21 protein-coding genes and 4 tRNA genes are annotated in these 24,874 nt (G+C 61.9%); all 25 read right to left on the bottom strand.

What is annotated here, in order from left to right; all coding sequences use genetic code 11:
* Positions 1 to 9: 9 nt before the first annotated feature.
* Positions 10 to 651 carry a 50S ribosomal protein L3 gene (rplC, locus tag OQE56_RS09090; RefSeq protein WP_102303874.1) on the bottom strand — a complete coding sequence of 214 codons (642 nt, stop codon included), beginning with the start codon at positions 649 to 651 and terminating at the stop codon, positions 10 to 12.
* 20 nt (positions 652 to 671) lie between these two features.
* Complete coding sequence (rpsJ, locus tag OQE56_RS09085; RefSeq protein ID WP_014402136.1) at positions 672 to 983, bottom strand: 30S ribosomal protein S10; 312 nt, start codon at positions 981 to 983, stop codon at positions 672 to 674.
* A 460-nt stretch (positions 984 to 1,443) separates the two neighbouring features.
* A complete protein-coding gene (gene tuf / locus OQE56_RS09080; protein ID WP_267223639.1) occupies positions 1,444 to 2,634 on the bottom strand; it encodes an elongation factor Tu in 1,191 nt (396 codons plus the stop codon).
* A gap of 47 nt (positions 2,635 to 2,681) precedes the next feature.
* A complete protein-coding gene (fusA, locus tag OQE56_RS09075) occupies positions 2,682 to 4,799 on the bottom strand; it encodes an elongation factor G (RefSeq protein ID WP_267223649.1) in 2,118 nt (705 codons plus the stop codon).
* A 33-nt stretch (positions 4,800 to 4,832) separates the two neighbouring features.
* Complete coding sequence (rpsG, locus tag OQE56_RS09070; RefSeq protein ID WP_109126898.1) at positions 4,833 to 5,300, bottom strand: 30S ribosomal protein S7; 468 nt, start codon at positions 5,298 to 5,300, stop codon at positions 4,833 to 4,835.
* Positions 5,301 to 5,316: 16 nt separating this feature from the next.
* Positions 5,317 to 5,691, bottom strand: a complete 375-nt coding sequence (gene rpsL, locus OQE56_RS09065; protein ID WP_019464011.1) for a 30S ribosomal protein S12 — start codon at positions 5,689 to 5,691, stop codon at positions 5,317 to 5,319.
* A gap of 179 nt (positions 5,692 to 5,870) precedes the next feature.
* Positions 5,871 to 10,085, bottom strand: a complete 4,215-nt coding sequence (gene rpoC / locus OQE56_RS09060; protein WP_267223646.1) for a DNA-directed RNA polymerase subunit beta' — start codon at positions 10,083 to 10,085, stop codon at positions 5,871 to 5,873.
* Between the two features lie 89 nt (positions 10,086 to 10,174).
* Complete coding sequence (gene rpoB, locus OQE56_RS09055; RefSeq protein ID WP_267223645.1) at positions 10,175 to 14,332, bottom strand: DNA-directed RNA polymerase subunit beta; 4,158 nt, start codon at positions 14,330 to 14,332, stop codon at positions 10,175 to 10,177.
* Positions 14,333 to 14,653: 321 nt separating this feature from the next.
* The gene (rplL, locus tag OQE56_RS09050; protein WP_199045690.1) at positions 14,654 to 15,025 is read right to left on the bottom strand and encodes a 50S ribosomal protein L7/L12; all 372 of its coding nucleotides are present in this window, start codon (positions 15,023 to 15,025) and stop codon (positions 14,654 to 14,656) included.
* 46 nt (positions 15,026 to 15,071) lie between these two features.
* Positions 15,072 to 15,596: a 50S ribosomal protein L10 gene (rplJ, locus tag OQE56_RS09045; RefSeq protein WP_267223644.1), complete on the bottom strand. Its 525-nt coding sequence runs from the start codon at positions 15,594 to 15,596 to the stop codon at positions 15,072 to 15,074.
* Positions 15,597 to 15,951: 355 nt separating this feature from the next.
* Positions 15,952 to 16,659, bottom strand: a complete 708-nt coding sequence (rplA, locus tag OQE56_RS09040) for a 50S ribosomal protein L1 (RefSeq protein ID WP_267223643.1) — start codon at positions 16,657 to 16,659, stop codon at positions 15,952 to 15,954.
* Between the two features lie 3 nt (positions 16,660 to 16,662).
* Positions 16,663 to 17,091 carry a 50S ribosomal protein L11 gene (gene rplK, locus OQE56_RS09035; protein WP_267223642.1) on the bottom strand — a complete coding sequence of 143 codons (429 nt, stop codon included), beginning with the start codon at positions 17,089 to 17,091 and terminating at the stop codon, positions 16,663 to 16,665.
* A 193-nt stretch (positions 17,092 to 17,284) separates the two neighbouring features.
* Positions 17,285 to 17,845 (bottom strand): transcription termination/antitermination protein NusG, encoded by a 561-nt coding sequence (nusG, locus tag OQE56_RS09030; RefSeq protein ID WP_019464004.1) that lies wholly within the window; start codon positions 17,843 to 17,845, stop codon positions 17,285 to 17,287.
* 9 nt (positions 17,846 to 17,854) lie between these two features.
* A complete protein-coding gene (gene secE / locus OQE56_RS09025; RefSeq protein ID WP_267223640.1) occupies positions 17,855 to 18,250 on the bottom strand; it encodes a preprotein translocase subunit SecE in 396 nt (131 codons plus the stop codon).
* A gap of 81 nt (positions 18,251 to 18,331) precedes the next feature.
* A tRNA-Trp gene (locus OQE56_RS09020) sits at positions 18,332 to 18,407 on the bottom strand.
* A 139-nt stretch (positions 18,408 to 18,546) separates the two neighbouring features.
* On the bottom strand, positions 18,547 to 19,737 hold the full coding sequence (tuf, locus tag OQE56_RS09015) for an elongation factor Tu (RefSeq protein WP_267223639.1): 1,191 nt from the start codon (positions 19,735 to 19,737) through the stop codon (positions 18,547 to 18,549).
* A 65-nt stretch (positions 19,738 to 19,802) separates the two neighbouring features.
* Positions 19,803 to 19,878 (bottom strand) — tRNA-Thr (locus tag OQE56_RS09010).
* A 26-nt stretch (positions 19,879 to 19,904) separates the two neighbouring features.
* Positions 19,905 to 19,978, bottom strand: a tRNA-Gly gene (locus OQE56_RS09005).
* Positions 19,979 to 20,008: 30 nt separating this feature from the next.
* A tRNA-Tyr gene (locus OQE56_RS09000) sits at positions 20,009 to 20,094 on the bottom strand.
* Positions 20,095 to 20,198: 104 nt separating this feature from the next.
* On the bottom strand, positions 20,199 to 20,687 hold the full coding sequence (locus tag OQE56_RS08995; RefSeq protein WP_267223637.1) for an acyl-CoA thioesterase: 489 nt from the start codon (positions 20,685 to 20,687) through the stop codon (positions 20,199 to 20,201).
* Positions 20,688 to 20,761: 74 nt separating this feature from the next.
* Positions 20,762 to 21,241 (bottom strand): GNAT family N-acetyltransferase, encoded by a 480-nt coding sequence (locus OQE56_RS08990; RefSeq protein WP_267223636.1) that lies wholly within the window; start codon positions 21,239 to 21,241, stop codon positions 20,762 to 20,764.
* Positions 21,242 to 21,375: 134 nt separating this feature from the next.
* Positions 21,376 to 22,467, bottom strand: a complete 1,092-nt coding sequence (gene ychF, locus OQE56_RS08985) for a redox-regulated ATPase YchF (protein WP_267223635.1) — start codon at positions 22,465 to 22,467, stop codon at positions 21,376 to 21,378.
* 60 nt (positions 22,468 to 22,527) lie between these two features.
* The gene (gene pth / locus OQE56_RS08980; RefSeq protein ID WP_267223634.1) at positions 22,528 to 23,127 is read right to left on the bottom strand and encodes an aminoacyl-tRNA hydrolase; all 600 of its coding nucleotides are present in this window, start codon (positions 23,125 to 23,127) and stop codon (positions 22,528 to 22,530) included.
* Between the two features lie 45 nt (positions 23,128 to 23,172).
* A complete protein-coding gene (locus OQE56_RS08975) occupies positions 23,173 to 23,820 on the bottom strand; it encodes a 50S ribosomal protein L25/general stress protein Ctc (protein ID WP_267223633.1) in 648 nt (215 codons plus the stop codon).
* A 107-nt stretch (positions 23,821 to 23,927) separates the two neighbouring features.
* Positions 23,928 to 24,866: a ribose-phosphate diphosphokinase gene (locus OQE56_RS08970; protein WP_425601618.1), complete on the bottom strand. Its 939-nt coding sequence runs from the start codon at positions 24,864 to 24,866 to the stop codon at positions 23,928 to 23,930.
* Positions 24,867 to 24,874: the final 8 nt, after the last annotated feature.

Here is a 24,874-nt window from a genome sequence, read left to right as displayed (position 1 = left end):
CGTCTCTCCTCAGCCCTTGGTCGTCGGACGGATGATGACGTCGCCACCGGTAGCACCCGGCACCGCGCCCTTCACCGCGATCAGATGACGCTCGGCGTCGACCTTGACCACTTCCAGGCCCTGCTGCGTGCGGTTCACCGCACCCATGTGGCCCGACATCTTCTTGCCCGGGAACACGCGACCTGGGGTCTGACGCTGACCGATAGAACCCGGCGCACGATGCGACAGCGAATTACCGTGGGTCGCGTCACCCATGGTGAAGTTCCAACGCTTGATGGTGCCTTGGAAGCCCTTGCCCTTCGACACGCCAGCGACGTCAACGATCTGACCCGCCTGGAACACGTCATCGGCCTTGATCTCGGCGCCCACGCTGTACTTGCCGAGATCGTCGGCAGATACGCGGAACTCCCAAAGACCACGACCCGGCTCAACCTTAGCCTTCGCGTAATGGCCCTTCAGCGGCTGCGTCAGCAGGCTGGCGCGCTTGACGCCGGCTGCGACCTGCACAGCGCTGTAACCATCGTTTTCTTCCGTCTTCAGCTGCGTGACGCGATTCGGGGTGGCCTCAATAAGGGTCACCGGAATCGAACGGCCATCTTCAGTGAAGAGTCGGCTCATGCCGCATTTGCGGCCAACTAGTCCGATACTCATCTTCGTATCCTGTCTCTCGCTCAACCAAGCTTGATCTGAACGTCCACGCCAGCGGCGAGGTCAAGCTTCATGAGCGCGTCCACGGTTTTGTCGTTGGGGTCGACGATGTCAAGCACGCGCTTGTGGGTACGGGTCTCGTACTGGTCGCGGGCATCTTTGTCGACGTGCGGCGACACCAGAATGGTGTAACGCTCGATCTTGGTCGGGAGCGGAATCGGGCCGAGAACCGTAGCGCCGGTGCGCTTGGCCGTCTCGACGATTTCGCTGGCCGAACGGTCGATCAGACGATGATCGAACGCTTTGAGCCGGATGCGAATCTTTTGGTTCGCCATAAACCGTGTCCTGTTATCGAAAGAACAAATTCTGTGAACCGGATGGGCTTCTCACCCACCCGCACAACCCATTTACTGCAGTACTGCAAGCCGTTAGAGCTGAGGGCATTCGCCCGCCAAAAACGACCTTAAAAGACTAGGCAGGCCCTAAACGGGCCCGCCTAGACGGAAAAGTATAAAACGCGCGAAATGGCCAGGTCAACAAAGCGTAACGCTTCGTTGTCCAAGCCCTTTCTTGCGTGTTGGCCATCCCGGCCAGCGAACTCGAAGCACTTCCTGTGCCTCATTTCGCTGTAAGGTCACTGAACAAAGTCCAGCGACAGGCAAGACAGCAACTATATCTTCAAATCCGACAGAAGAAAAGTCCCAAACCCTGCTTTCAGCTGAATTTGCTAAAAAAAACCGGCCCGAAGGCCGGTTTTTTAAGGTTGTCACCGCGAGGGCGACTTCCTTTCAGATCTTACTTGATGACCTTGGCCACCACGCCGGCGCCGACGGTACGGCCGCCTTCGCGAATAGCGAAGCGCAGACCCTGGTCCATGGCGATCGGGTGGATCAGGCTGACAACCATCTTGATGTTGTCGCCCGGCATGACCATCTCGACGCCTTCCGGCAGTTCGATCGCGCCGGTCACGTCGGTCGTGCGGAAGTAGAACTGCGGGCGGTAGCCCTTGAAGAACGGGGTATGACGACCACCTTCGTCCTTCGACAGCACGTACACTTCAGCTTCGAAGTCGGTGTGCGGGGTGATGGTGCCCGGCTTGGCCAGCACCTGACCACGCTCGACGTCGTCGCGCTTCAGGCCGCGGAGCAGCAGACCGGCGTTGTCGCCTGCCTGACCCTGGTCCAGCAGCTTGCGGAACATTTCCACGCCGGTGACGGTGGTCTTCTGGGTCGGACGGATACCGACCACTTCGACTTCGTCACCCACCTTGATGATGCCGCGCTCGATACGACCGGTCACCACGGTGCCGCGGCCCGAGATCGAGAACACGTCTTCCACCGGCATCAGGAACGGCTGGTCGATCGCGCGCTGCGGCTCCGGAATGTAGCTGTCCAGCGCTTCGACGAGGGCAATGATCGCCGGCACGCCGATTTCCGACTGGTCGCCTTCCAGCGCCAGCTTGGCCGAACCCTTGATGATCGGGGTGTCGTCGCCCGGGAACTCGTACTTCGACAGCAGCTCGCGCACTTCCATCTCAACCAGCTCGAGCAGCTCGGCGTCGTCCACCATGTCGGCCTTGTTCAGGAACACGACGATGTACGGCACGCCCACCTGACGCGACAGCAGGATGTGTTCGCGGGTCTGCGGCATCGGGCCGTCAGCGGCCGAGCACACCAGGATCGCGCCGTCCATCTGCGCCGCACCCGTGATCATGTTCTTCACGTAGTCGGCGTGGCCCGGGCAGTCCACGTGGGCGTAGTGGCGGTTCGGCGATTCGTATTCGACGTGTGCGGTCGAAATCGTGATACCACGTGCCTTTTCTTCCGGCGCCGCGTCGATCGCGTCATACGCCTTGAATTCGCCACCGAAGCGCTCTGCACCCACCTTGGTCAGTGCTGCCGTCAGCGTCGTCTTGCCGTGGTCCACGTGACCAATCGTGCCGACGTTGACGTGCGGCTTGGTGCGTTCGAATTTACCCTTTGCCATGACTTAAACCTCTAAAAAGAACGGTAGTGTGGAGGAAGAAGGCCTTATCAGGCCTTCTTCATGACCTGCTCAGCGATGTTGTTCGGCGCTTCAGCGTAGTGGTCGAACTCCATCGTAAAGGTGGCGCGACCCTGGGTCAGCGAGCGAATGGTCGTCGCGTAACCGAACATTTCGCCCAGCGGAACCATCGCATTGATGGTCTTGCCCGACGGCGTGTCGTCCTGGCCCTGGAGCAGGCCGCGACGACGGCTCAGGTCGCCCATGACGTCACCGACGTAGTCTTCCGGCGTCACCACTTCGACCTTCATGATCGGCTCGAGCAGCACCGGCGATGCCTTGGCAAAGCCCTGCTTGAACGCCATCGAGGCCGCCAGCTTGAACGCCATTTCCGACGAGTCGACGTCGTGGTACGAACCGAACACCAGCTTGACCTTCACGTTCACCACCGGGAAGCCCGCGAGCGGACCGCTGGTGATGGTTTCGCGCAGGCCCTTTTCGACCGACGGGATGAATTCCTTCGGAATTACGCCGCCCGTGATGTCGTTGACGAACAAGAAATCGTTCTTAACGGCATCACTCTTGCGCTCTTCTTCGGTCATCGGCGACAGCTCGATCACCACGTGACCGTACTGACCCTTACCGCCCGACTGCTTGGCGTGCTTGTAGTCCGACTTCACGTCCGACGAACGGATCGTCTCGCGATAGGCGACCTGCGGCTTGCCGACGTTGGCCTCGACGTTGAACTCGCGCTTCATGCGGTCCACCAGGATGTCCAGGTGAAGCTCGCCCATGCCCGAGATGATCGTCTGACCCGACTCTTCGTCCGTACGAACGCGGAACGACGGATCTTCCGCGGCCAGACGGCCGAGGGCGATGCCCATCTTTTCCTGGTCCGACTTGGTCTTCGGCTCCACCGCCATCGAGATCACCGGCTCCGGGAACGTCATGCGCTCCAGAGTGATGATGTGATCCTGCGAGCACAGCGTGTCACCGGTCGTCACGTCCTTCAGGCCGACCGCTGCGGCGATATCGCCAGCGCGGACTTCCTTGAGCTCCTGACGCTCGTTGGCGTGCATCTGCAGAATGCGGCCGATACGCTCCTTCTTGGACTTGACCGGGTTGTACACCTGGTCGCCCGCGTTGAGCGTGCCCGAGTAGACGCGGAAGAACGTGAGCGAACCCACGAACGGGTCGGTCATGATCTTGAACGCCAGCGCCGAGAACGGCGCGGCATCGTCTGCCGTGCGGGTGGCTTCCTTCTCGTCCTCGTCCACGCCAGCAACCGGCGGACGATCGATCGGCGACGGCAGCAGGTTAACCACCGCGTCGAGCATGGCCTGAACGCCCTTGTTCTTGAAGGCAGTACCGCAGAAGACCGGGATGATCTCGCTGGACAGCGTGCGTGCACGCAAACCACCGATGATCTCTTCCTCGGTGAGGTCACCCTCTTCCAGGTACTTGTTCATCAGCTCTTCGGACGCTTCGGCAGCCGACTCGACCATGTACGAACGGGCCTCGGTAGACTTGTCCACCAAGTTCGCCGGGATGTCCGCATACTCGAACTTCATGCCCTGGGACTCCATGTCCCACACGATCGCCTTCATCTTGAGCAGGTCGACCACGCCCTCGAAGTTGTCCTCGGCGCCGATCGGCACCTGCATCGGGACCGGGTTTGCACCCAGACGAGCCTTCAGCTGGTCGACCACCTTGTAGAAGTTCGCGCCAGTGCGGTCCATCTTATTGACGAACGCAAGGCGCGGCACCTTGTACTTGTTGGCCTGACGCCAGACGGTTTCAGACTGCGGCTGCACACCACCCACGGCGCAGAGCACGAACACCGCGCCGTCGAGCACGCGCAGCGAACGCTCCACTTCGATGGTGAAGTCCACGTGGCCTGGGGTGTCGATGATGTTGAAGCGGTGCTCGGGCAAGGAACGATCCATGCCCTTCCAGAACGCCGTCGTTGCTGCCGACGTAATGGTGATGCCGCGCTCCTGCTCCTGCTCCATCCAGTCCATCGTCGCTGCACCGTCGTGCACCTCGCCAATCTTATGACTGACGCCGGTGTAGAACAGGATGCGCTCCGTGGTGGTGGTCTTGCCGGCATCGATGTGAGCCATGATGCCGAAGTTGCGGTAGCGCTCGATAGGAGTGGTGCGTGCCACGGTCTTAACCTCTGAAAGTTCTAGCTGTACTGCTTACCAGCGGTAATGCGAGAAGGCCTTGTTGGCCTCTGCCATACGATGCGTTTCTTCGCGCTTCTTGATCGCGCCACCGCGATTTTCCGAAGCCTCGAGCAGCTCGGCGGCCAGCTTGCGCGGCATCGAGGTCTCGCCGCGCTTGCGGGCAGAGTCGATGGCCCAGCGCATGGCGAGCGCCATACGGCGACCCGGACGCACTTCGACCGGCACCTGGTAGGTGGCGCCGCCGACGCGGCGGGACTTCACCTCAACCGCCGGAGCGATGTTATTGAGCGCCTTCTCGACGAGCTGAACCGGCTCGGCGTTCTTTTCGCCCAGGTGCGCCAGCGCACCGTAGACGATGCTTTCGGCGACCGACTTCTTACCACTCTTCATCACCATGTTGATGAAGCGGGCGATAAGCTGACTTCCGTGCTTGGGATCCGGCAGGATCACACGGGCGGGATGGGAACCTTTACGCGACATAGTTATTTCCTAGAGATCAGGACTTCGGGCGCTTGGCGCCGTACTTGGAGCGCGACTGACGGCGCTTGGTGACGCCGGCACAGTCGAGGCTGCCGCGCACGGTGTGGTAACGCACACCCGGCAGATCCTTGACACGGCCGCCACGGATCAGGACCACGGAGTGCTCCTGCAGGTTGTGACCTTCGCCACCGATGTAGCTGATCACTTCGTAGCCATTGGTGAGGCGCACCTTGGCGACCTTGCGGAGAGCCGAGTTCGGCTTCTTCGGGGTGGTCGTGTAGACGCGCGTGCAAACGCCGCGGCGCTGCGGGCTGTTCTGCAAAGCCGGCGAAGCACTCTTGTAGGTCTTCGGGCTACGGGATTTGCGAACCAACTGGTTGACTGTCGTCATCTGAAGCTGTTCCTGAGAAACATAAAGGCAGACCGAACCGGCTCGGTCTGCCAAGAAGCGGGAATTTAACATGGGCAGCCTGTCACAGACAAGCTGACGCCCTGCCGGCCATGGCCCGAACACGAGGCGCACTCCTTGCGCCTCATTTCGTATGTCAGCGAGTAGAGCCCGTGAGGGGCTTACTCCACACCAATGTCGCTACCGGTGGTGGCTTCTGCGAAAGAAGCCGACGAAGCGGAGCCGGAGAGAGTTTCAAGCTCCGAGGCGGTCAGACCACCCTGGCGTTGACGCGATGCGTGATACGCCAGACCCGTACCTGCCGGAATGAGACGGCCGACAATAACATTTTCCTTCAGGCCACGCAAGGTGTCGCGCGTTCCGCGGACCGCGGCTTCCGTCAGGACTCGGGTGGTTTCCTGGAAGGAAGCCGCCGAGATGAAGGATTCCGTAGCCAGCGAGGCCTTGGTGATGCCCAGCAGCACCGACTGGTACTCCGCCGGACGCTCACCGCGGGTGACGGCACGCTCGTTTTCGCCGTTGATGCGAACACGCTCGACCTGCTCACCACGCAGGTAGTGGCTCTCACCCGGATCGGTGATTTCCACCTTGCGCAGCATCTGGCGAATGATCGCTTCGATGTGCTTGTCGTTGATCTTCACGCCCTGCAGACGGTAGACGTCCTGGATTTCCTTGACCAGGTAAGCGGCCAACGGCTCGACACCCAGCAGGCGCAGGATGTCGTGCGGGCTGGGCTCGCCGTCCACGATGGTTTCGCCCTTCTCCACGTGTTCGCCTTCGAACACGATGACCTGACGCCACTTGGGAATCAGCTCTTCGTGCTCGTTGCCGTCCACGTCCTTGATGATGAGGCGCTGCTTGCCCTTGGTGTCCTTGCCGAAGCTGACCACACCCGAACGCTCGGCGAGGATCGCCGGTTCCTTCGGCTTGCGCGCTTCGAACAAGTCGGCCACGCGGGGCAGACCACCGGTGATGTCGCGGGTCTTGGAGGTTTCCTGCGGGATACGGGCAACCACGTCACCCACACCCACCTGAACACCGTTCTGGATCGACACGATGGCGCCGGCCGGAAGCATGTACTGCGCCGGCACGTCCGTGCCCGGCAGCTTCAGCTCGCGACCCTTGGCGTCTTCGAGGCGCACGATCGGGCGCAGGTCCTTGGCGGCCGTACCACGGCGCTTCGGATCGGTCACCACCGCCGACTCCAGGCCGGTCAGTTCGTCGGTCTGGCTCTGCACAGTAACGCCATCGATGAAGTCGATGAAGCGCACGGTACCGGCCACTTCCGACACGATCGGATGGGTATGCGGATCCCAGTTGGCCACGGCCTGACCCGCCTTGACCGGATCGCCGTCCTTGACCGAAATGGTGGCGCCGTAAGGCACCTTGTAGCGCTCACGCTCGCGGCCATTGGCGTCGATGACGCTCACTTCGCCCGAACGCGACACGGCCACCAGGTGACCCTGCGAGTGCTGCACCGTCTTGAGATTGTTGAACTTCAGCGTACCGGTGGTCTTCACCGTCACGTTGTCCACGGCAGCAGCACGGGATGCCGCACCACCGATGTGGAACGTACGCATGGTCAGCTGGGTACCCGGCTCACCGATCGACTGCGCGGCCACCACACCCACGGCCTCACCCATGTTCACCAGGTGGCCACGGGCCAGGTCGCGGCCGTAGCACAGCGCGCAAACGCCATGATCGGCAGCGCAGGTGATGGGCGATCGTACCTTGATCGACTGAACACCGGCCTTGTCGAGCTTCTCGACCAGGGCTTCGTCCAGCAGCGTGTCGCGAGTGACGATCGGCTCGTTGTCTTCACCCGGGCCGTAGACGTCTTCCAGCGCCACGCGGCCGAGCACGCGGTCGCGCAACGGCTCGACCACGTCGCCGCCTTCCACGATCGGCTGCATGGTCACGCCATTGTCCGTACCGCAGTCGACGAAGGTGATGACCACGTCCTGCGCCACGTCGACGAGACGACGGGTGAGGTAACCGGAGTTCGCCGTCTTCAACGCCGTATCCGCCAGACCCTTACGGGCACCGTGGGTGGAGTTGAAGTACTGCAGAACGTTCAGGCCTTCGCGGAAGTTCGCCTTGATGGGCGTCTCGATGATCGAGCCGTCCGGGCGAGCCATCAGGCCGCGCATACCGGCCAGCTGACGAATCTGCGCGACCGAACCACGAGCGCCCGAGTCGGCCATGATGTACAGCGAGTTCATGGACTTCTGGTTGACCGTCTTGCCTTCGGCATCGACCACCTTTTCGGTACCGATACCGTCGATCATCGCCTTGGCGACGAGTTCGTTGGTGCGCGACCAGATGTCGACGACCTTGTTGTAGCGCTCGCCGGCGGTAACGAGACCAGACTGGTACTGCTCCTGGATCTCGACCACTTCCTTCTCGGCTTCTTCCAGGATCGGCTTCTTCTGATCCGGGATGATCATGTCATCGATGCCGATGGAGATGCCGGCACGGGTAGCGAAGCGGAAACCGGTGTACATCAGCTGGTCGCCGAAGATCACCGTGTCCTTCAGACCCAGGCGGCGGTAGCACTGGTTGATCAGGCGCGAAATGTTCTTCTTGGTCAGCTCGACGTTGGCCAGCGCGAACGGCAGACCTTCCGGCATGATTTCGAGCAGCAGCGCGCGACCGACGGTCGTGTCGACCAGCTCGGTGCTTTCCGTGCGATTGCCGTCTTCATCGATCTGCACCTGCTTGATGCGGACCTTGACCTTGGCATGCAGCTGCACGGCGCGGTTGTCGTAGGCACGGCGAACTTCGCCGATGCCCGAGAACACCATGCCATTGCCCTTCGCGTTCACCAGCTCGCGGGTCATGTAGTACAGACCCAGCACCACGTCCTGCGTCGGCACGATGATCGGCTCGCCGTTGGCGGGCGACAGGATGTTGTTGGTCGCCATCATCAGGGCGCGCGCTTCGAGCTGCGCCTCGATGGAGAGCGGCACGTGCACAGCCATCTGGTCACCGTCGAAGTCGGCGTTGAACGCCGTACAGACGAGCGGATGCAGCTGGATGGCCTTACCTTCGATCAGCTTGGGCTCAAACGCCTGGATGCCGAGACGGTGCAGCGTCGGTGCACGGTTGAGCATCACTGGATGCTCGCGGATCACCTCTTCGAGGATGTCCCACACCTGGCCTTCTTCGCGCTCGACGAGCTTCTTGGCAGCCTTGATGGTGGTGGCTTCGCCGCGAGCCTGCAGCTTGGCGAAGATGAAGGGCTTGAACAGCTCGAGCGCCATCTTCTTCGGCAGACCGCACTGGTGCAGGCGTAGAGTCGGGCCCACCACGATCACCGAACGACCGGAGTAGTCCACGCGCTTGCCGAGCAGGTTCTGACGGAAGCGGCCCTGCTTGCCCTTGATCATGTCGGCGAGCGACTTCAGCGCGCGCTTGTTCGTGCCAGTGATGGCACGGCCGCGGCGGCCGTTGTCGAGCAGCGCGTCGACCGATTCCTGCAGCATGCGCTTTTCGTTGCGCACGATGATGTCGGGCGCATTGAGTTCGAGCAGACGACGCAGGCGGTTGTTACGGTTGATGACGCGACGGTACAGATCGTTCAGATCGGACGTCGCAAAGCGGCCGCCATCCAGCGGCACCAGCGGACGCAGATCCGGCGGCAGCACCGGCAGCACGGTCAGCACCATCCATTCCGGACGGTTACCCGACTCCAGGAACGCCTCGATCAGCTTGACGCGCTTGGTGAGGCGCTTGAGCTTGGTCTCGGAGTTGGTGGAAGCGATTTCTTCCTTCAGGCGCACGACTTCGCCCGGAAGGTCCAGGGACTTGAGCAGCTCGTAGACGGCCTCGGCACCCATGCGGGCGTCGAACTCGTCACCGTGCTCTTCCACGGCTTCCAGGTACTGGTCTTCGCTGAGCAGCTGGCCGCGCTCGAGCGCGGTCAAACCCGGATCGATCACCACGAAGGCTTCGAAGTACAGGATGCGCTCGATGTCGCGCAGCGTCATGTCCAGCATCAGGCCGATGCGCGACGGCAGCGACTTGAGGAACCAGATGTGCGCGGTCGGCGAGGCGAGCTCGATGTGGCCCATGCGCTCGCGGCGCACCTTGGCCAGCGTCACTTCCGTGCCGCACTTCTCGCACACCACGCCGCGGTGCTTCATGCGCTTGTACTTGCCGCACAGGCACTCGTAGTCCTTCACCGGGCCGAAGATGGCGGCGCAGAACAGGCCGTCACGCTCGGGCTTGAAGGTGCGGTAGTTGATCGTTTCCGGCTTCTTCACCTCGCCGTACGACCACGAGCGAATCAACTCCGGCGAAGCCAGAGCGATCTTGATCGCATCGAAGTCAGGCGCGGTGCGCTGCTGGTTAAACAGATTGAGCAAGTCTTTCATGGATGTCTCCGAAGATCGGGAATAAGGAATGGAGAATCAGGAACCGGGAGTGCGAGGAACGATGGTTCGCTCCTCGCCTCCGCCTCAACTCACTTCACTTCTTCCAGATCAATATCGATACCGAGCGAGCGGATTTCCTTCACCAACACGTTGAAGGATTCCGGCATGCCCGCCGCCATCTCGTGGTTGCCATCGACAATGTTCTTGTACATCTGGTTGCGGCCCTGCACGTCATCGGACTTCACCGTCAGCATTTCCTGCAGGGTGTAGGCCGCGCCGTAGGCTTCCAGCGCCCAGACTTCCATTTCACCGAAGCGCTGGCCACCGAACTGCGCCTTACCACCCAGCGGCTGCTGCGTGACGAGCGAGTACGGACCGGTCGAACGAGCGTGCATCTTGTCGTCGACCAAGTGGTTCAGCTTCAGGTAGTGCATGTAGCCCACGGTGACCGGACGATCGAACGCTTCGCCGGTACGACCGTCGAACAGCACCGTCTGACCGGACTCCGGCAGATCGGCGAGCTTGAGCATCGCCTTGATCTCGGTTTCTTCCGCACCGTCGAACACCGGCGTCGCCATCGGCACGCCTTCCTGCAGGTTGTTGGCCAGTGCGAGGATTTCTTCGTCGGTCAGCGACTTCAGGTCGACATGCTGCACGGCGCCCGCGACGTGGTGGTTGTACACCTGGTCGAGGAACTCGCGGATCTGCGCAACCTTGGCCTGCGCCTCGAGCATCTTCTGGATCTTCTTGCCCAGGCCCTTTGCGGCCCAGCCAAGGTGCACCTCCAGAATCTGGCCGATGTTCATACGCGACGGCACGCCCAGCGGGTTCAGCACGATGTCGACCGAGGTACCGTCTTCGGAGAACGGCATGTCCTCCACCGGCACCACGTTGGACACCACACCCTTGTTACCGTGGCGGCCGGCCATCTTGTCACCCGGCTGGATGCGGCGCTTCACGGCCAGGAACACCTTGACCATCTTGAGCACGCCCGGAGCAAGGTCGTCACCCTGGGTGATCTTGCCCTGCTTCTCCTTGAAGCGCTTGTCGAACTCTTCCTTGTGACGCTTGATCTGATCAGCGGCACGCTCGAGGAATTCGGTGACGTCCTCTTCCTTGACGTTGATCTTGAACCAGTCGTCCTTCTTCAGGCCGTCCAGGTAGGCGTCGGTGATTTCGGCACCGCGCTTCAGGCCGCCCGGGCCGCTCATCGCGGTCTTGCCGACGAGCTGCAGACGCATACGGTTGTAGATTGCGCCTTCGAGGATGCGGAACTGGTCATCAAGGTCCTTGCGGATACGCTTGATTTCCATTTCCTCGATCTGGCGAGCGCGCTTGTCCTTCTCGATACCGTCGCGGGTGAAGACCTGCACGTCGATGACGGTGCCGTCCATGCCCGGCGGCACGCGCAGCGAGCTGTCCTTCACGTCGGACGCCTTCTCACCGAAGATCGCACGCAGCAGCTTTTCTTCCGGCGTCAGCTGGCTCTCGCCCTTCGGCGTGACCTTGCCAACCATGATGTCGCCGGCCTTCACTTCCGCACCGATGTACACGATGCCGGATTCGTCGAGGCGAGCCAGCGCCTGCTCACCCACGTTCGGGATGTCGGCGGTGATTTCCTCGGCGCCCAGCTTGGTGTCACGCGCAATGCACGACAGCTCCTCGATGTGGATCGAGGTGTAGCGGTCTTCCTGCACGACGCGCTCGGAGAGCAGGATCGAGTCTTCGAAGTTGTAGCCGTTCCACGGCATGAAGGCGATCAGCATGTTCTGGCCGAGCGCGAGCTCGCCCAGGTCGGTCGACGAACCGTCGGCCAGCGTGTCGCCCTTCGCCACCACGTCACCCACGTTCACCAGCGGACGCTGGTTGAGGTTGGTGTTCTGGTTGGAGCGGGTGTACTTGGTCAGCGTGTAGATATCGACGCCGGCATCGTTGTCGCCGACTTCTTCTTCGTTCACGCGCACCACGATACGGCCGGCGTCGACCTGGTCGATCACGCCGCCGCGCTTGGCGGTGACGATGACGCCCGAGTCACGCGCCACGGCGCGCTCGATACCGGTACCCACCAGCGGGGTCTGCGAACGCAGGGTCGGCACGGCCTGACGCTGCATGTTCGCGCCCATCAGTGCGCGGTTCGCGTCATCGTGCTCAAGGAACGGCACGAGGGCGGCGGCGACCGACACGGTCTGCATGGGCGACACGTCCATGTAGTCGACTTCCGCCGACGGACGCAGCTCGGACTCGCCGCGGAAGCGGCAGGACACGAAGTCTTCGACGAAGGCGCCGTCCTTCAACGGCGAGTTCGCCTGCGCGATGACGTGGTCGCCTTCTTCGATGGCCGACAGGTAATCCACCTGATTGGTCACCTTGCCGCCCACGACCTTGCGGTACGGCGTCTCAAGGAAGCCATACGTGTTGGTGCGGGCGTACACGGCCAGCGAGTTGATCAGGCCGATGTTCGGACCTTCCGGCGTTTCGATGGTGCAGACGCGGCCGTAATGGGTCGGATGCACGTCGCGCACTTCGAAGCCTGCACGCTCGCGGGTCAGACCGCCCGGGCCCAGTGCCGAGACGCGACGCTTGTGCGTCACTTCCGACAGCGGGTTGTTCTGGTCCATGAACTGGCTGAGCTGCGAGGAGCCGAAGAACTCCTTCACCGCCGCCGCGACCGGCTTGGCGTTGATCAGTTCTTGCGGGGTCAGGCCTTCGGACTCGGCCAGCGACAGACGCTCGCGCACAGCGCGCTCGACACGCACCAGACCGATGCGGAAGGTGTTCTCCGCCATTTCGCCGACCGAACGCACGCGACGATTACCCAGGTGGTCGATATCGTCGACGGTGCCATGACCGTTCTTGATGTCGATGAGCACCTTGAGGACGTCAAGGATGTCGGAACGGTCACCCTGCGACTTGACCAGCGCCTGCGCTTCCTCTTCCTTGCGGTCGGCGAAGTACTTCTTGTCGAACAGCACGCCCGGACCAACGATCTCCTGGCGGCCCACGCGACGATTGAACTTCATGCGACCCACGGCCGACAGGTCGTAGCGGTCGAAGGTGAAGAACAGGTTGTAGAACAGGTTCTGTGCTGCGTCCTTGGTCGGCGGCTCGCCCGGGCGCATCATGCGATAGATTTCCACCAGCGCTTCGAGCTGCGTCTTGGTGTTGTCGATGCGCAGGGTGTGCGAGATGTATGCACCACGATCGAGGTCGTTGACGTACAGCGTCGGCACGACTTCGATACCGGCCTTGCGGAAGTTCTCCAGCTGCTCGGCACTGATTTCGTCGTTGGCCTGAGCCAGCAGTTCGCCGGTCTTCGGGTCGATGACATCGATGGCGAGGATGCGGCCGACCGGGTAGTCGTCCGGCACTTCCAGCGCGGTGATGTTTTCGGCGGCCAGCTGGCGCACGTGACGCGCGGTGATGCGCTTGCCGGCTTCCACCAGCACCTTGTCACCGATGGTCAGATCGAAGGTCAGCGTTTCGCCGCGCAGACGCTCAGCGACGAGCTCCAGCGTGGTGCCGCCCTTCTTGCCCAGGTGGAACACGTTGTGCTCGAAGAACGTATCGAGCATCTCGACATTGTTGTAGCCGAGCGCGCGCAGCAGCACCGTCACCGGCAGCTTGCGGCGACGGTCGATACGGGTGAACAGCGCATCCTTCGGGTCGAACTCGAAGTCGAGCCACGAACCGCGGTAAGGGATGACGCGGGCCGAGAACAGCAGCTTGCCCGAGCTGTGCGTCTTGCCGCGGTCGTGATCGAAGAACACGCCCGGCGAACGATGCAGCTGCGAGACGATGACGCGCTCGGTACCGTTGATGATGAAGGTGCCGGTGTCGGTCATGAGCGGAATTTCGCCCATGTAGACTTCCTGCTCCTTCACGTACTTCACGGCCTTCTTGGACGCCGGGCTGTCCTTGTCGTAGATGACCAGGCGCACAGTCACGCGCAGCGGCGCGCCGAAGGTCATGCCGCGGTTGCGGCACTCGCGCTCGTCGAAGGCCGGCTCGCCCAGGCGATAGTCGACATACTCAAGCGCGGCATTGCCTGAATAGCTGACGATCGGGAACACCGACTTCAGCGCGGCGTGGAGACCCTTGTCGTCGCGGGCCTTGGGAGCGATGTGCTCCTGCAGGAACTCGCGATAGGAATCGGTCTGGATGGTCAGCAGGTTCGGAACGCCCAAAACAGGAGGACGCTTGCCGAAATCCTTGCGGATGCGCTTCTTCTCGGTAAACGAGTAGGTCATGGTGGGTACCGCCTCGGTTCGCAGTGACGCCGGTGGTGCACACACCGGCTGAATTGTGAAAGCTGTGTCTGCCGTCGACGAACAGGTTGTGCTGCCCTGCTTGTCGATGCGTCAAAAAGGCATGAATCAAAGGTCGGCGATACATTGCAGACCTTTCAATCCTGTCTTCCTGACGGGTAAAACACGAACCAGAAAAGATGACACTTGGTCGTTACAGGCCTCACCACGGTAAAGGCCCTTTGCAACGGCCAAAGCCCGGGGGCTTACGCCCCCAGGCTTGGCTTGACGCTAGATCAAACTGACGGCGCGCAAGAGCGCCAATTACTTCAGTTCGACCGTGGCGCCGGCAGCTTCGAGGTCCTTCTTGAACTTCGCAGCGTCTTCCTTCGAAGCGGCTTCCTTCACGACGCCACCGGCCTCGGTCAGGTCCTTCGCTTCCTTCAGGCCCAGGCCCGTGATGGCGCGAACGGCCTTGATCACGTCGACCTTCTTGTCGCCGGCGCTCTTCAGGATGACGTCGAACTCGGTCTGCTCTTCAGCAGCCGGGCCGGCAGCAGCCGGACCAGCGGCCATCATGACCGGGGCAGCAGCGGACACGCCAAACTTCTCTTCGATGGCCTTCACCAGCTCCATCACTTCCATGAGCGACTTGGCGGCAACGGCTTCAACGATCTGATCGTTAGTCAGGGACATTTTGATTTACCTCTGGAAATTGATTCGATTTAGATAAGCGTCGAACTTAGGCTTCAGCCGTGGCTTCCGCGGCGACTTCGCCACCACCCTGCTTGTCGGCCACGGCCTTGACGGCGCGGGCAAACATGGCAGCGGGCTCGGCGAGGACGCGGGCCAGCATGGCCAGCGCTTCTTCGCGGGTCGGCAGCGAGGCCAGTACTTCCACGTGGGTAGCAGGCAGCAGCTTGCCTTCCACGGAGACGACCTTGGCCTTCAGCTTGTCGTTGCTCTTGGCGAATTCCTTGATCAGGCGACCGGCAGCGCCGGGCTCCTCCATCGAGAACGCGTACATCAGCGGACCGGTCAGGGCGTCCTTGACGACCTCGAACTCGGTACCGACGACGGCGCGCGAAGCCAGCGTGTTCTTGACAACCTTCAGGAACACACCGCTTTCACGAGCCTTCTTGCGCATCGCGGTCATTTGTTCGACCGTGGTGCCCGCGTACTCGGCAGCGACCAAGGAGTGAGCCTTCGCGGCAACTTCTGCCAGTTCGGCGACTACTTCTTGCTTCTGAGAGAGATTCAGAGCCATATCACTCCTCCACTATGAAATCCGCTTGCGACTCCTGCCGCTTGCGGTCCTGAGCGACGCCTTCCATGACGTCGGGGATCGCGAGATCCCGGGTGGTGGCCTTTCCAGAACACATTCCTAGAACATCAGGATTCCAGAAGGGGCAGCACCATCTACGCAGGCCAGATTCACGAGGAATCCGATTAAGCGAACCCGCTAGCCACGACGGCGTTTCCTTGCCAACACGAGCTCCCTGCTCGTCGTCGTGACGCGTTGATCGCGCCTGCGGTCTTTGACGGCGACTCCGGTGAAACACCAGGGCCTGCCTTCAAAAACTTGCCCGCACCGCCATTGAGACGGTGCAGGACTTCAACTCTTACTTGGTCGACACCGACAGGGTCGATGCATCGACCGGAACGCCCACGCCCATGGTCGACGACAGAGCGACCTTCTGCAGGTACTGACCCTTGGCGGTCGCCGGCTTGGCCTTCAGCAGGTCGTTGACCAGCGCGTTCAGGTTGTCCGCGAGCTGGGCAGCGTCGAAGCTGGCCTTGCCGATGGTGGCGTGGATGATGCCCGCCTTGTCGTTGCGGAACTTCACCTGGCCGGCCTTGGCGTTCTTGACGGCCGTGGCGACGTCGGCGGTGACCGAGCCGTCCTTCGGGTTCGGCATCAGGCCGCGGGGGCCGAGCAGCTGACCGAGCTTACCGACCACGCGCATGGCGTCCGGCGTGGCAATGACGCGACCGAAGTCGAGATCGCCAGCCTGCATGCGCTCGGCCAGATCGTCCATACCGACGGCGTCAGCGCCGGCGGCCTTGGCGGCCTCGGCCTTCTCACCGGCCGGCACGAACACGGCGACCTTGACGGTCTTGCCGGTGCCGTGCGGCAGCAGCGACGAACCACGCACGCCCTGGTCGGACTTCTTGGCGTCGATGCCGAGGCGGACGGCAACGTCCACGGACTCAGCGAACTTGGCCTTGGCGTTGTTCTTGACGATGTTCAGGGCTTCTTCCAGGCCATAGAGCTTGCCCGGCTGCACTGCGGCCTGGGCCGCCTTCATACGCTTCGTGATCTTTGCCATCTCTTAGCCCTCCACCACAAAGCCCATGCTGCGCGCGCTACCGGCAATGGTGCGCACCGCGGCGTCCAGATCAGCAGCCGTGAGATCCGGCTCCTTCTGCTTCGCAACGTCTTCCAGCTGCTTGCGGGTGATCTTGCCGACCTTATCGGTGTTCGGCTTGGACGAACCCTTGGCAATGCCCGTGACCTTCTTGATCAGGATCGATGCCGGCGGGGTCTTGGTGATAAAGGTGAAGCTACGGTCCGAGTAGGCCGTGATGATCACGGGAATCGGGAGACCCGGCTCCATCTTCTGCGTGGCGGCATTGAACGCCTTGCAGAATTCCATGATGTTCAGGCCGCGCTGACCGAGGGCCGGACCCACCGGCGGCGACGGGTTGGCCTGACCGGCCTTGACCTGCAGCTTGATGTAACCAACAACTTTCTTTGCCATTGAATTTTCCTCGCGAGTTCAAGCGCCTTGCGGCTCCTCGCAGTGTTGTCGTTCCCTGAAAGAGGAAGGCCCGCTGTCCCGCGAACCCCAAAACACGGACACGCCGGGGCTAAAATCCCAGCGTGAACCGCATACTATAGAGACTGATCAAGTTTTAAGCAAGCCCCGTGCCGAAGCTTGCTGTAGAGCCAGATCAGGCCTTTTCGACCTGACCGAACTCGAGCTCGACCGGCGTCGAGCGGCCGAAAATGAGCACCGCGACGCGCAGGCGGCTCTTTTCGTAGTTGACCTCTTCGACCACGCCGTTGAAATCGTTGAACGGGCCGTCGGTGACGCGAACCATCTCGCCCGGCTCAAACAGCACCTTGGGCTTGGGCTTCTCGACGCCTTCACGGACGCGACTCAGGATGGCATCAGCCTCCGAGTCACGGATCGGCAGCGGGCGATCCGCCGTGCCGCCAATGAACCCCATGACTTTCGGGGTTTCCTTAACCAAATGCCAGCACTCGTCATCGATGCGGGGCGCTTTGCCCTCGGTGTCCGTCTCGATCTGCACGAGGACGTAACCCGGGAAGAACTTGCGCTCGCTGCGGCGCTTCTGGCCGCTGCGCATTTCGATAACCTCTTCGGTCGGCACCAACACTTCGCCGAACTTCTCTTCCATACCAGCGCGACGGATCCGCTCATCGAGCGAACGCTTCACCTGGTTTTCGAAGCCCGAATAGGCGTGCACCACATACCAACGCTTGCTCATGCCATCACCTCACGTACCAAGCTTGAGCAGCCAGTCGAGCACGACCGACTTCAGGATCAGATCGATCAGACCCAACAGCAACGAGAGAACAATGACCACGACAATGATGATGCCGGTCGTCTTGAGCGTCTCGTCGCGCGTGGGCCAGACCACCTTGCGCAGTTCGAACTGCGATTCACCGAGGAAGCTGCGCACGCGGCGCCCCGGTGCCGTAAACGCACCGATGGCCAGCGAGATAGCCAGTGCAGCCACTACGCCAAGCAGGCGCACCGATTGCGGCACCGAGCCATCGCTGCCAAACCACGAATACGCAAAAATGCCGGCTGCCAGCACGATCACGGCCAGCACCAGCTTGGCGATATCGGCACCAGTGGTGCCCTTGGTCGATTCTGCCTTCGTATTCATGCGACGTGATCGGATGAGAGAGGCATCGACCGGGTTACGGTCTGCATGCCATCCACCACCCGTCGTGGATCCTCGGGAAGATGGCACGCCAGGAGGGACTCGAACCCCCAACCTGCGGTTTTGGAGACCGCTGCTCTGCCAATTGAGCTACTGGCGTATTCAGAAAATAGGTGAAGTCGCTCGCTTTGCCGCCACAAGGTGGTGCCTTTCGGCACCTTTCCGAAGGTGAGGAGGCCTAAACCACCCCACCCTGGATCCTTGCGGCCCGCAGAGCGGGCGACTTCCCAGTGTACAGCTTACTTGATGACCTTGGCCACCACGCCGGCGCCGACGGTACGGCCGCCTTCGCGAATAGCGAAGCGCAGACCCTGGTCCATGGCGATCGGGTGGATCAGGCTGACAACCATCTTGATGTTGTCGCCCGGCATGACCATCTCGACGCCTTCCGGCAGTTCGATCGCGCCGGTCACGTCGGTCGTGCGGAAGTAGAACTGCGGGCGGTAGCCCTTGAAGAACGGGGTGTGACGACCACCTTCGTCCTTCGACAGCACGTACACTTCAGCTTCGAAGTCGGTGTGCGGGGTGATGGTGCCCGGCTTGGCCAGCACCTGACCACGCTCGACGTCGTCGCGCTTCAGGCCGCGGAGCAGCAGACCGGCGTTATCGCCTGCCTGACCCTGGTCCAGCAGCTTGCGGAACATTTCCACGCCGGTGACGGTGGTCTTCTGGGTCGGACGGATACCGACCACTTCGACTTCGTCACCCACCTTGATGATGCCGCGCTCGATACGACCGGTCACCACGGTGCCGCGGCCCGAGATCGAGAACACGTCTTCCACCGGCATCAGGAACGGCTGGTCGATCGCGCGCTGCGGCTCCGGAATGTAGCTGTCCAGCGCTTCGACGAGGGCGATGATCGCCGGCACGCCGATTTCCGACTGGTCGCCTTCCAGCGCCAGCTTGGCCGAACCCTTGATGATCGGGGTGTCGTCGCCCGGGAACTCGTACTTCGACAGCAGCTCACGCACTTCCATCTCAACCAGCTCGAGCAGCTCGGCGTCGTCCACCATGTCGGCCTTGTTCAGGAACACGACGATGTACGGCACGCCCACCTGACGCGACAGCAGGATGTGTTCGCGGGTCTGCGGCATCGGGCCGTCAGCGGCCGAGCACACCAGGATCGCGCCGTCCATCTGCGCCGCACCCGTGATCATGTTCTTCACGTAGTCGGCGTGGCCCGGGCAGTCCACGTGGGCGTAGTGGCGGTTCGGCGATTCGTATTCGACGTGCGCGGTCGAAATCGTGATACCACGTGCCTTTTCTTCCGGCGCCGCGTCGATCGCGTCATACGCCTTGAATTCGCCACCGAAGCGCTCTGCACCCACCTTGGTCAGTGCTGCCGTCAGCGTCGTCTTGCCGTGGTCCACGTGACCAATCGTGCCGACGTTGACGTGCGGCTTGGTGCGTTCGAATTTACCCTTTGCCATACGTCTAAAACCCCGATGGAGTCAAATGATGAAAAGTGAAATGGTACCCGCGGACCGCGGTGAGATGGTGCTCATGACTGGAATCGAACCAGCGACCTCTTCCTTACCAAGGAAGTGCTCTACCGACTGAGCTACATGAGCACAAAAAACACCTGAGACGACTTCAATGGAGCGGGAGACGGGAATCGAACCCGCACCATCAGCTTGGAAGGCTGAGGTTCTACCATTGAACTACTCCCGCCTGGTTGAATCAGCCTTCGCGGAAATCGTCTGGTGGAGGGAGGTGGATTCGAACCACCGAAGGCGTAAGCCAGCAGATTTACAGTCTGCCCCCGTTGGCCGCTTGGGTATCCCTCCAACAAAGAACGGCTATTGTGTGGATCAGCCTCGAAGCTGTCAACACCTATCACGGAAAAATTGACGGTTTTTCGCGATTTTTTTCACTGCGCCGCATTCGTGCGTCAAACGCCCTCGGCAACGTGCGCATCGACCAATTGCGCCATCTCCTTGGACAGGTTCATCAGCTTCATGGCCTGCTCCTGCAGCAGGCGCTCCTTGTCGTCGCGAGGCTGCCAGGCCGGCACTGACGTGGGCTTGCCGTCCGGCGCGTCCAGCGCCACGAACACCATGACGCAACTGGTGGCCAGATGGAGTTCGTCCTTGCGCAGATCACGTGCCAGTACGTCCACCGCCATATGCATGCTCGACCGGCCAGTGTGAATGACGCGTGCCCGCACAGTCACCAGGTCACCAATGAGAATCGGGGCCACGAACTGAATGCCGCTCACCGCTGCCGTGACGCAATACGCCCCGCTCCAAGCCACCGCACACGCATAGCCCGCCTGGTCGATCCACTTCATCACCATGCCGCCGTGCACCTTGCCACCGAAATTGACGTCGGTCGGCTGGGCCAGGAAACGGAAATTCACTTCGTGTTGCTTGCCGGGCATGGCGCGGGGACTCCGGAGTACGGGAAAGTCGTCATTATGCGCTGCGTCGCATGGCCGCACACGACTGACACGCGTTAAGCATGATCATCCATTCGGTAGATCATCGGCGTACTGACGACTTTCCCACGCCTTCTTGCAGGATCCCGGTCATAAACAAACCCGAGATGCAGGTAGACCGGTATGGCCCCCCGAGCCGCATTGAGCGTGAATATCCGGGTGCCGGCCCGGCGCATGCAATCGAGGCGCAGGCGGCGCCAGAGCTTGCTGGCGATGCCTCGCCCCTGATGACGCGTACCGACGAACAGCAGGAACACATGGCTGTCATGGCGCACTGCGGCGATACCCGCCAGCACGCCATCCACAAAGGCCAGGTGGAAGCGCTCGCCCGTGCGGATCTTTTCGCGAATGACCGGCGTGACCAGCCCCGCCTCAATGACTGCGACGCCCTCGGGTGGCTGCTCGGGAATGATCCAGCGACGCACTACCCGGCGCGCCAGCACAGCGATAGCCGGAGCGTCATCGATGTGTGCCAATCGAAATCGCAGTTCGCTCATGCCCCGCATAACAACATGCGGCCCTCGGAGCGACAAGCCATATCGGCGGGCGCTTTGATGTTCGAAAGGCCTTTTGACCGGGCACAAAAAAAGCCGCGCAGTGCGCGGCTTTTTTTTGGAAATGCAGCAACCGATCAGACGTTGAACAGGAAGTGCAGCACGTCGCCATCTTTCACAACGTAGTCCTTGCCCTCTTTGCGCAGACGACCCGCGGCAGCCGCGCCCGACTCACCCTTGTACTGGATGAAATCGTCGTAGCTGACGGTTTCCGCACGAATGAAGCCGCGCTCGAAGTCGGTGTGGATCACACCCGCCGCCTGCGGTGCGGTAAACCCACGCCTGATCGTCCAGGCGCGCACCTCTTTCACGCCAGCCGTGAAATAGGTCTGCAGATTGAGCAGCTTGTAGCCCGCGCGAATCACGCGGTTGAGGCCCGGCTCGTCCAGACCCAGATCCTTGAGAAATTCGTCGCGGTCCGCGTCGTCGAGCTGCGAGAGCTCCTCCTCGATCGCGGCGCACACCGGCACCACTTCAGCCCCTTCGACGACCGCGCGAGCACGCACCGCGTCGAGATGCGGATTGTTTTCGAAGCCGTCTTCGCGCACGTTGGCGATATACATCAGTGGCTTCAGCGTGAGCAGGAACAGGTCACGCACGAGTGCCTTTTCCTCCTCATCCAGACCCAGGCTGCGAGCGGACTTGCCTTCATTGAGGCCCGCGGCAAGCTTCTGAAGCACGGGCTTCTTCGCCACGGCTTCCTTGTCGTTGGCCTTGGCAGCGCGCTCGGCCCGGTTCAGCGCCTTTTCGACGGAATCCAGGTCAGCCAGCGCAAGCTCGGTATCGATGGTTTCGATGTCGGCAATGGGATCGACCTTGCCGGCCACATGGATGATGTCGGTATGCTCGAAGCAACGCACGACGTGCGTAATGGCATCCACTTCGCGGATGTGCGCCAGGAACTTGTTGCCCAGGCCTTCACCCTTCGACGCACCGGCCACCAGGCCCGCGATGTCGACGAATTCGACGGCGGTCGGAATCACCTTCTGCGGGTTGACGATGTCCGACAACGCGTTCAGGCGCGGATCCGGCACCGGCACGACGCCCACATTTGGCTCGATGGTGCAGAACGGGAAGTTGGCCGCAGCGATACCCGCCTTGGTCAGCGCGTTGAACAGGGTGGACTTGCCGACGTTAGGCAGGCCGACGATGCCGCATTTGATGCCCATGGGAACTCCGCGAAGCTGTAATCAGGGAAAGGGGTTGATGCAAAGCGCCGGCTGATGCGATCAGCGAGCGGCCGTATTGCCCGTTCCCGGGGTGTGTAGTTGTTGCATGGCCTTGTCGAACTGGCCATCGACCGCCAGCGGCAGCACGTCGAGCGCACGCGCAATGCCGTCGATGATAGCGTCCTCGTCCTTCACGGACGGGCGCCCGAGCACCCATGGCGTCACCTTGTCTTTGTGACCCGGGTGGCCAATGCCGACGCGCATGCGATGGAACTTGGCGTGCCCCAGGTGCGCAATGATGTCGCGCAACCCATTCTGGCCGCCATGGCCGCCATCGAACTTCATACGCACCGTGCCGGCGTCGAGATCCAGCTCGTCATGCGCCACGAGGCACTCGTCGGGCTCGATCTTGTAATAGCGCAGCGCCGAAGCAACGGCGATGCCGCTCTTGTTCATGAATGTGGAAGGTTTGAGCAGCCATACCGACTGACCGCCGATGCGCACCTTGCAGGTTTCGCCATGCAGCTTGCCGTCGAAACCGAAGCGCTCGCTCTGCCCTGACGCCAGGGCGTCAACAAACCAGAACCCGGCGTTGTGCCGGGTTCGGAGATATTCGGCACCGGGGTTGCCCAGCCCGACAATGAGTCGAAGACCCGCCATAAGATCGTGCGGCCCGCGCTCGTGATGAACGCGGGCCGCTGCGACTTACTTCTTGGGAGCTTCAGCGGCCGGAGCGGCCTCGCCTTCGGCGGCCGGGGCTTCTTCAGCCTCTTCCTTCACCGCATTGGCGGTGACGACGGCGATGTCGTGATCCGCACCGAGGTGCAGCGCGACGATTTCCACGCCCTTCGGCAGCTTGAGCTGCGAGAGGTGGATGATGTCGCCCGGCTTCAGGTCGGACAGGTCGAGTTCGATGAACTCCGGCAGGTCCTTCGGCAGGCAGGAGACTTCCACTTCGGTGACGTTGTGCGAGATCACCACGCCCGAGGTCTTGGCAGCGGGCGACTTGTCCTGGTTCAGGAAGTGCACCGGCACGCGCAGGTGGATGGCGGCGTTTTCGTCAACGCGCTGGAAGTCCATGTGCAGCATCTGCAGCTTGTACGGATGCTTCTGCCAGTCGCGCACCAGCACCTTCTGCACCTTGCCATCGACGTTCAGGTCGAGCACCGAGGAGAAGAACCACTCGTGCTTGGCCGACAGAAGGATGGTGTTGTGCTCGATCTGGATGCTCTGCGGATCCTGGTTGGCGCCGTAGACAACGGCAGGAACGAAGCCAGAGCGACGCAGGCGGCGGCTCGCACCTTTCCCCTCGTCGTTGCGGCTCGTAGCCTTAATTTCGTGAGTCATAGCCATGTTGGTATTGCCTATCAGTAGTGAGCTGCCTCGCGGCAGTCTGGCGACTCCCCCGCGACCAGAGGAGTCGTAATACAGCGGCAGGCTCGCGCCCGCCGCCTTAAAACTCAGTCGATGTACAACGAGCTCACCGACTCGCCAAAGGCGATACGGCGGATCGTTTCCGCCAGCAGCTCGGCGACCGAAAGCTGGCGAATCTTGCTGCACGCGGCGATATCAGGACGCAGCGGCAAGGTGTTGGTGACCACCAGCTGGTCGAGCTGGGAGCCCTCGATGTTCTTCAGCGCCGCACCTGACAACACCGGATGCACGCAGTACGCCACCACCTTGCGGGCGCCGCGCTCCTTGAGAGCCGCAGCAGCCGCGCACAGGGTGCCGGCGGTATCCACGATGTCGTCGACCAGCACGCAGGTCTTGCCGTCGACATCACCGATGATGTTCATCACCGTGGCCACGTTCGCCTTCGGGCGGCGCTTGTCGATGATTGCCAGATCGGCATCGTCGAGGCGCTTGGCCATCGCGCGGGCACGCACCACACCACCGACGTCCGGGCTGACCACGATCAGGTCATCCATGCTGTGGTTGCGCCAGATGTCCGCCAGCAGCACCGGCGAGGCATAGACGTTGTCCACCGGGATGTCGAAGAAACCCTGGATCTGGTCAGCGTGCAGGTCCACCGTGAGCACGCGGTCCACGCCGGCGGTGCCGATCAGCTTGGCTGCCAGCTTTGCCGTGATCGGCACGCGAGCCGAACGCGGACGACGATCCTGGCGGGCATAGCCGAAGTACGGCATCACCGCTGTAACACTGGCTGCCGAGGCGCGCTTGAGCGCATCCACCAGCACCAGCAGTTCAAAGAGATTCTCCGCACTCGGTGCGCCAGTGGGCTGCAACACGAATACTTCCTGGCGGCGGACGTTTTCCTCGATTTCCACCTGCACTTCGCCGTCGCTGAACGTACTGACGAGGGCCTTGCCAAGCGGCACGCCAAGACGCTGAGCCACGTCTTCGGCGAGAGCGCGATGGGCATTACCGGTGAAAAGCATCGGGCCGG

Origin of the sequence: Dyella silvae (genome assembly GCF_026421305.1) — a bacterium.
Taxonomy (GTDB): domain Bacteria; phylum Pseudomonadota; class Gammaproteobacteria; order Xanthomonadales; family Rhodanobacteraceae; genus Dyella; species Dyella silvae.
This window is presented reverse-complemented; position numbering and strand designations above follow the sequence as displayed.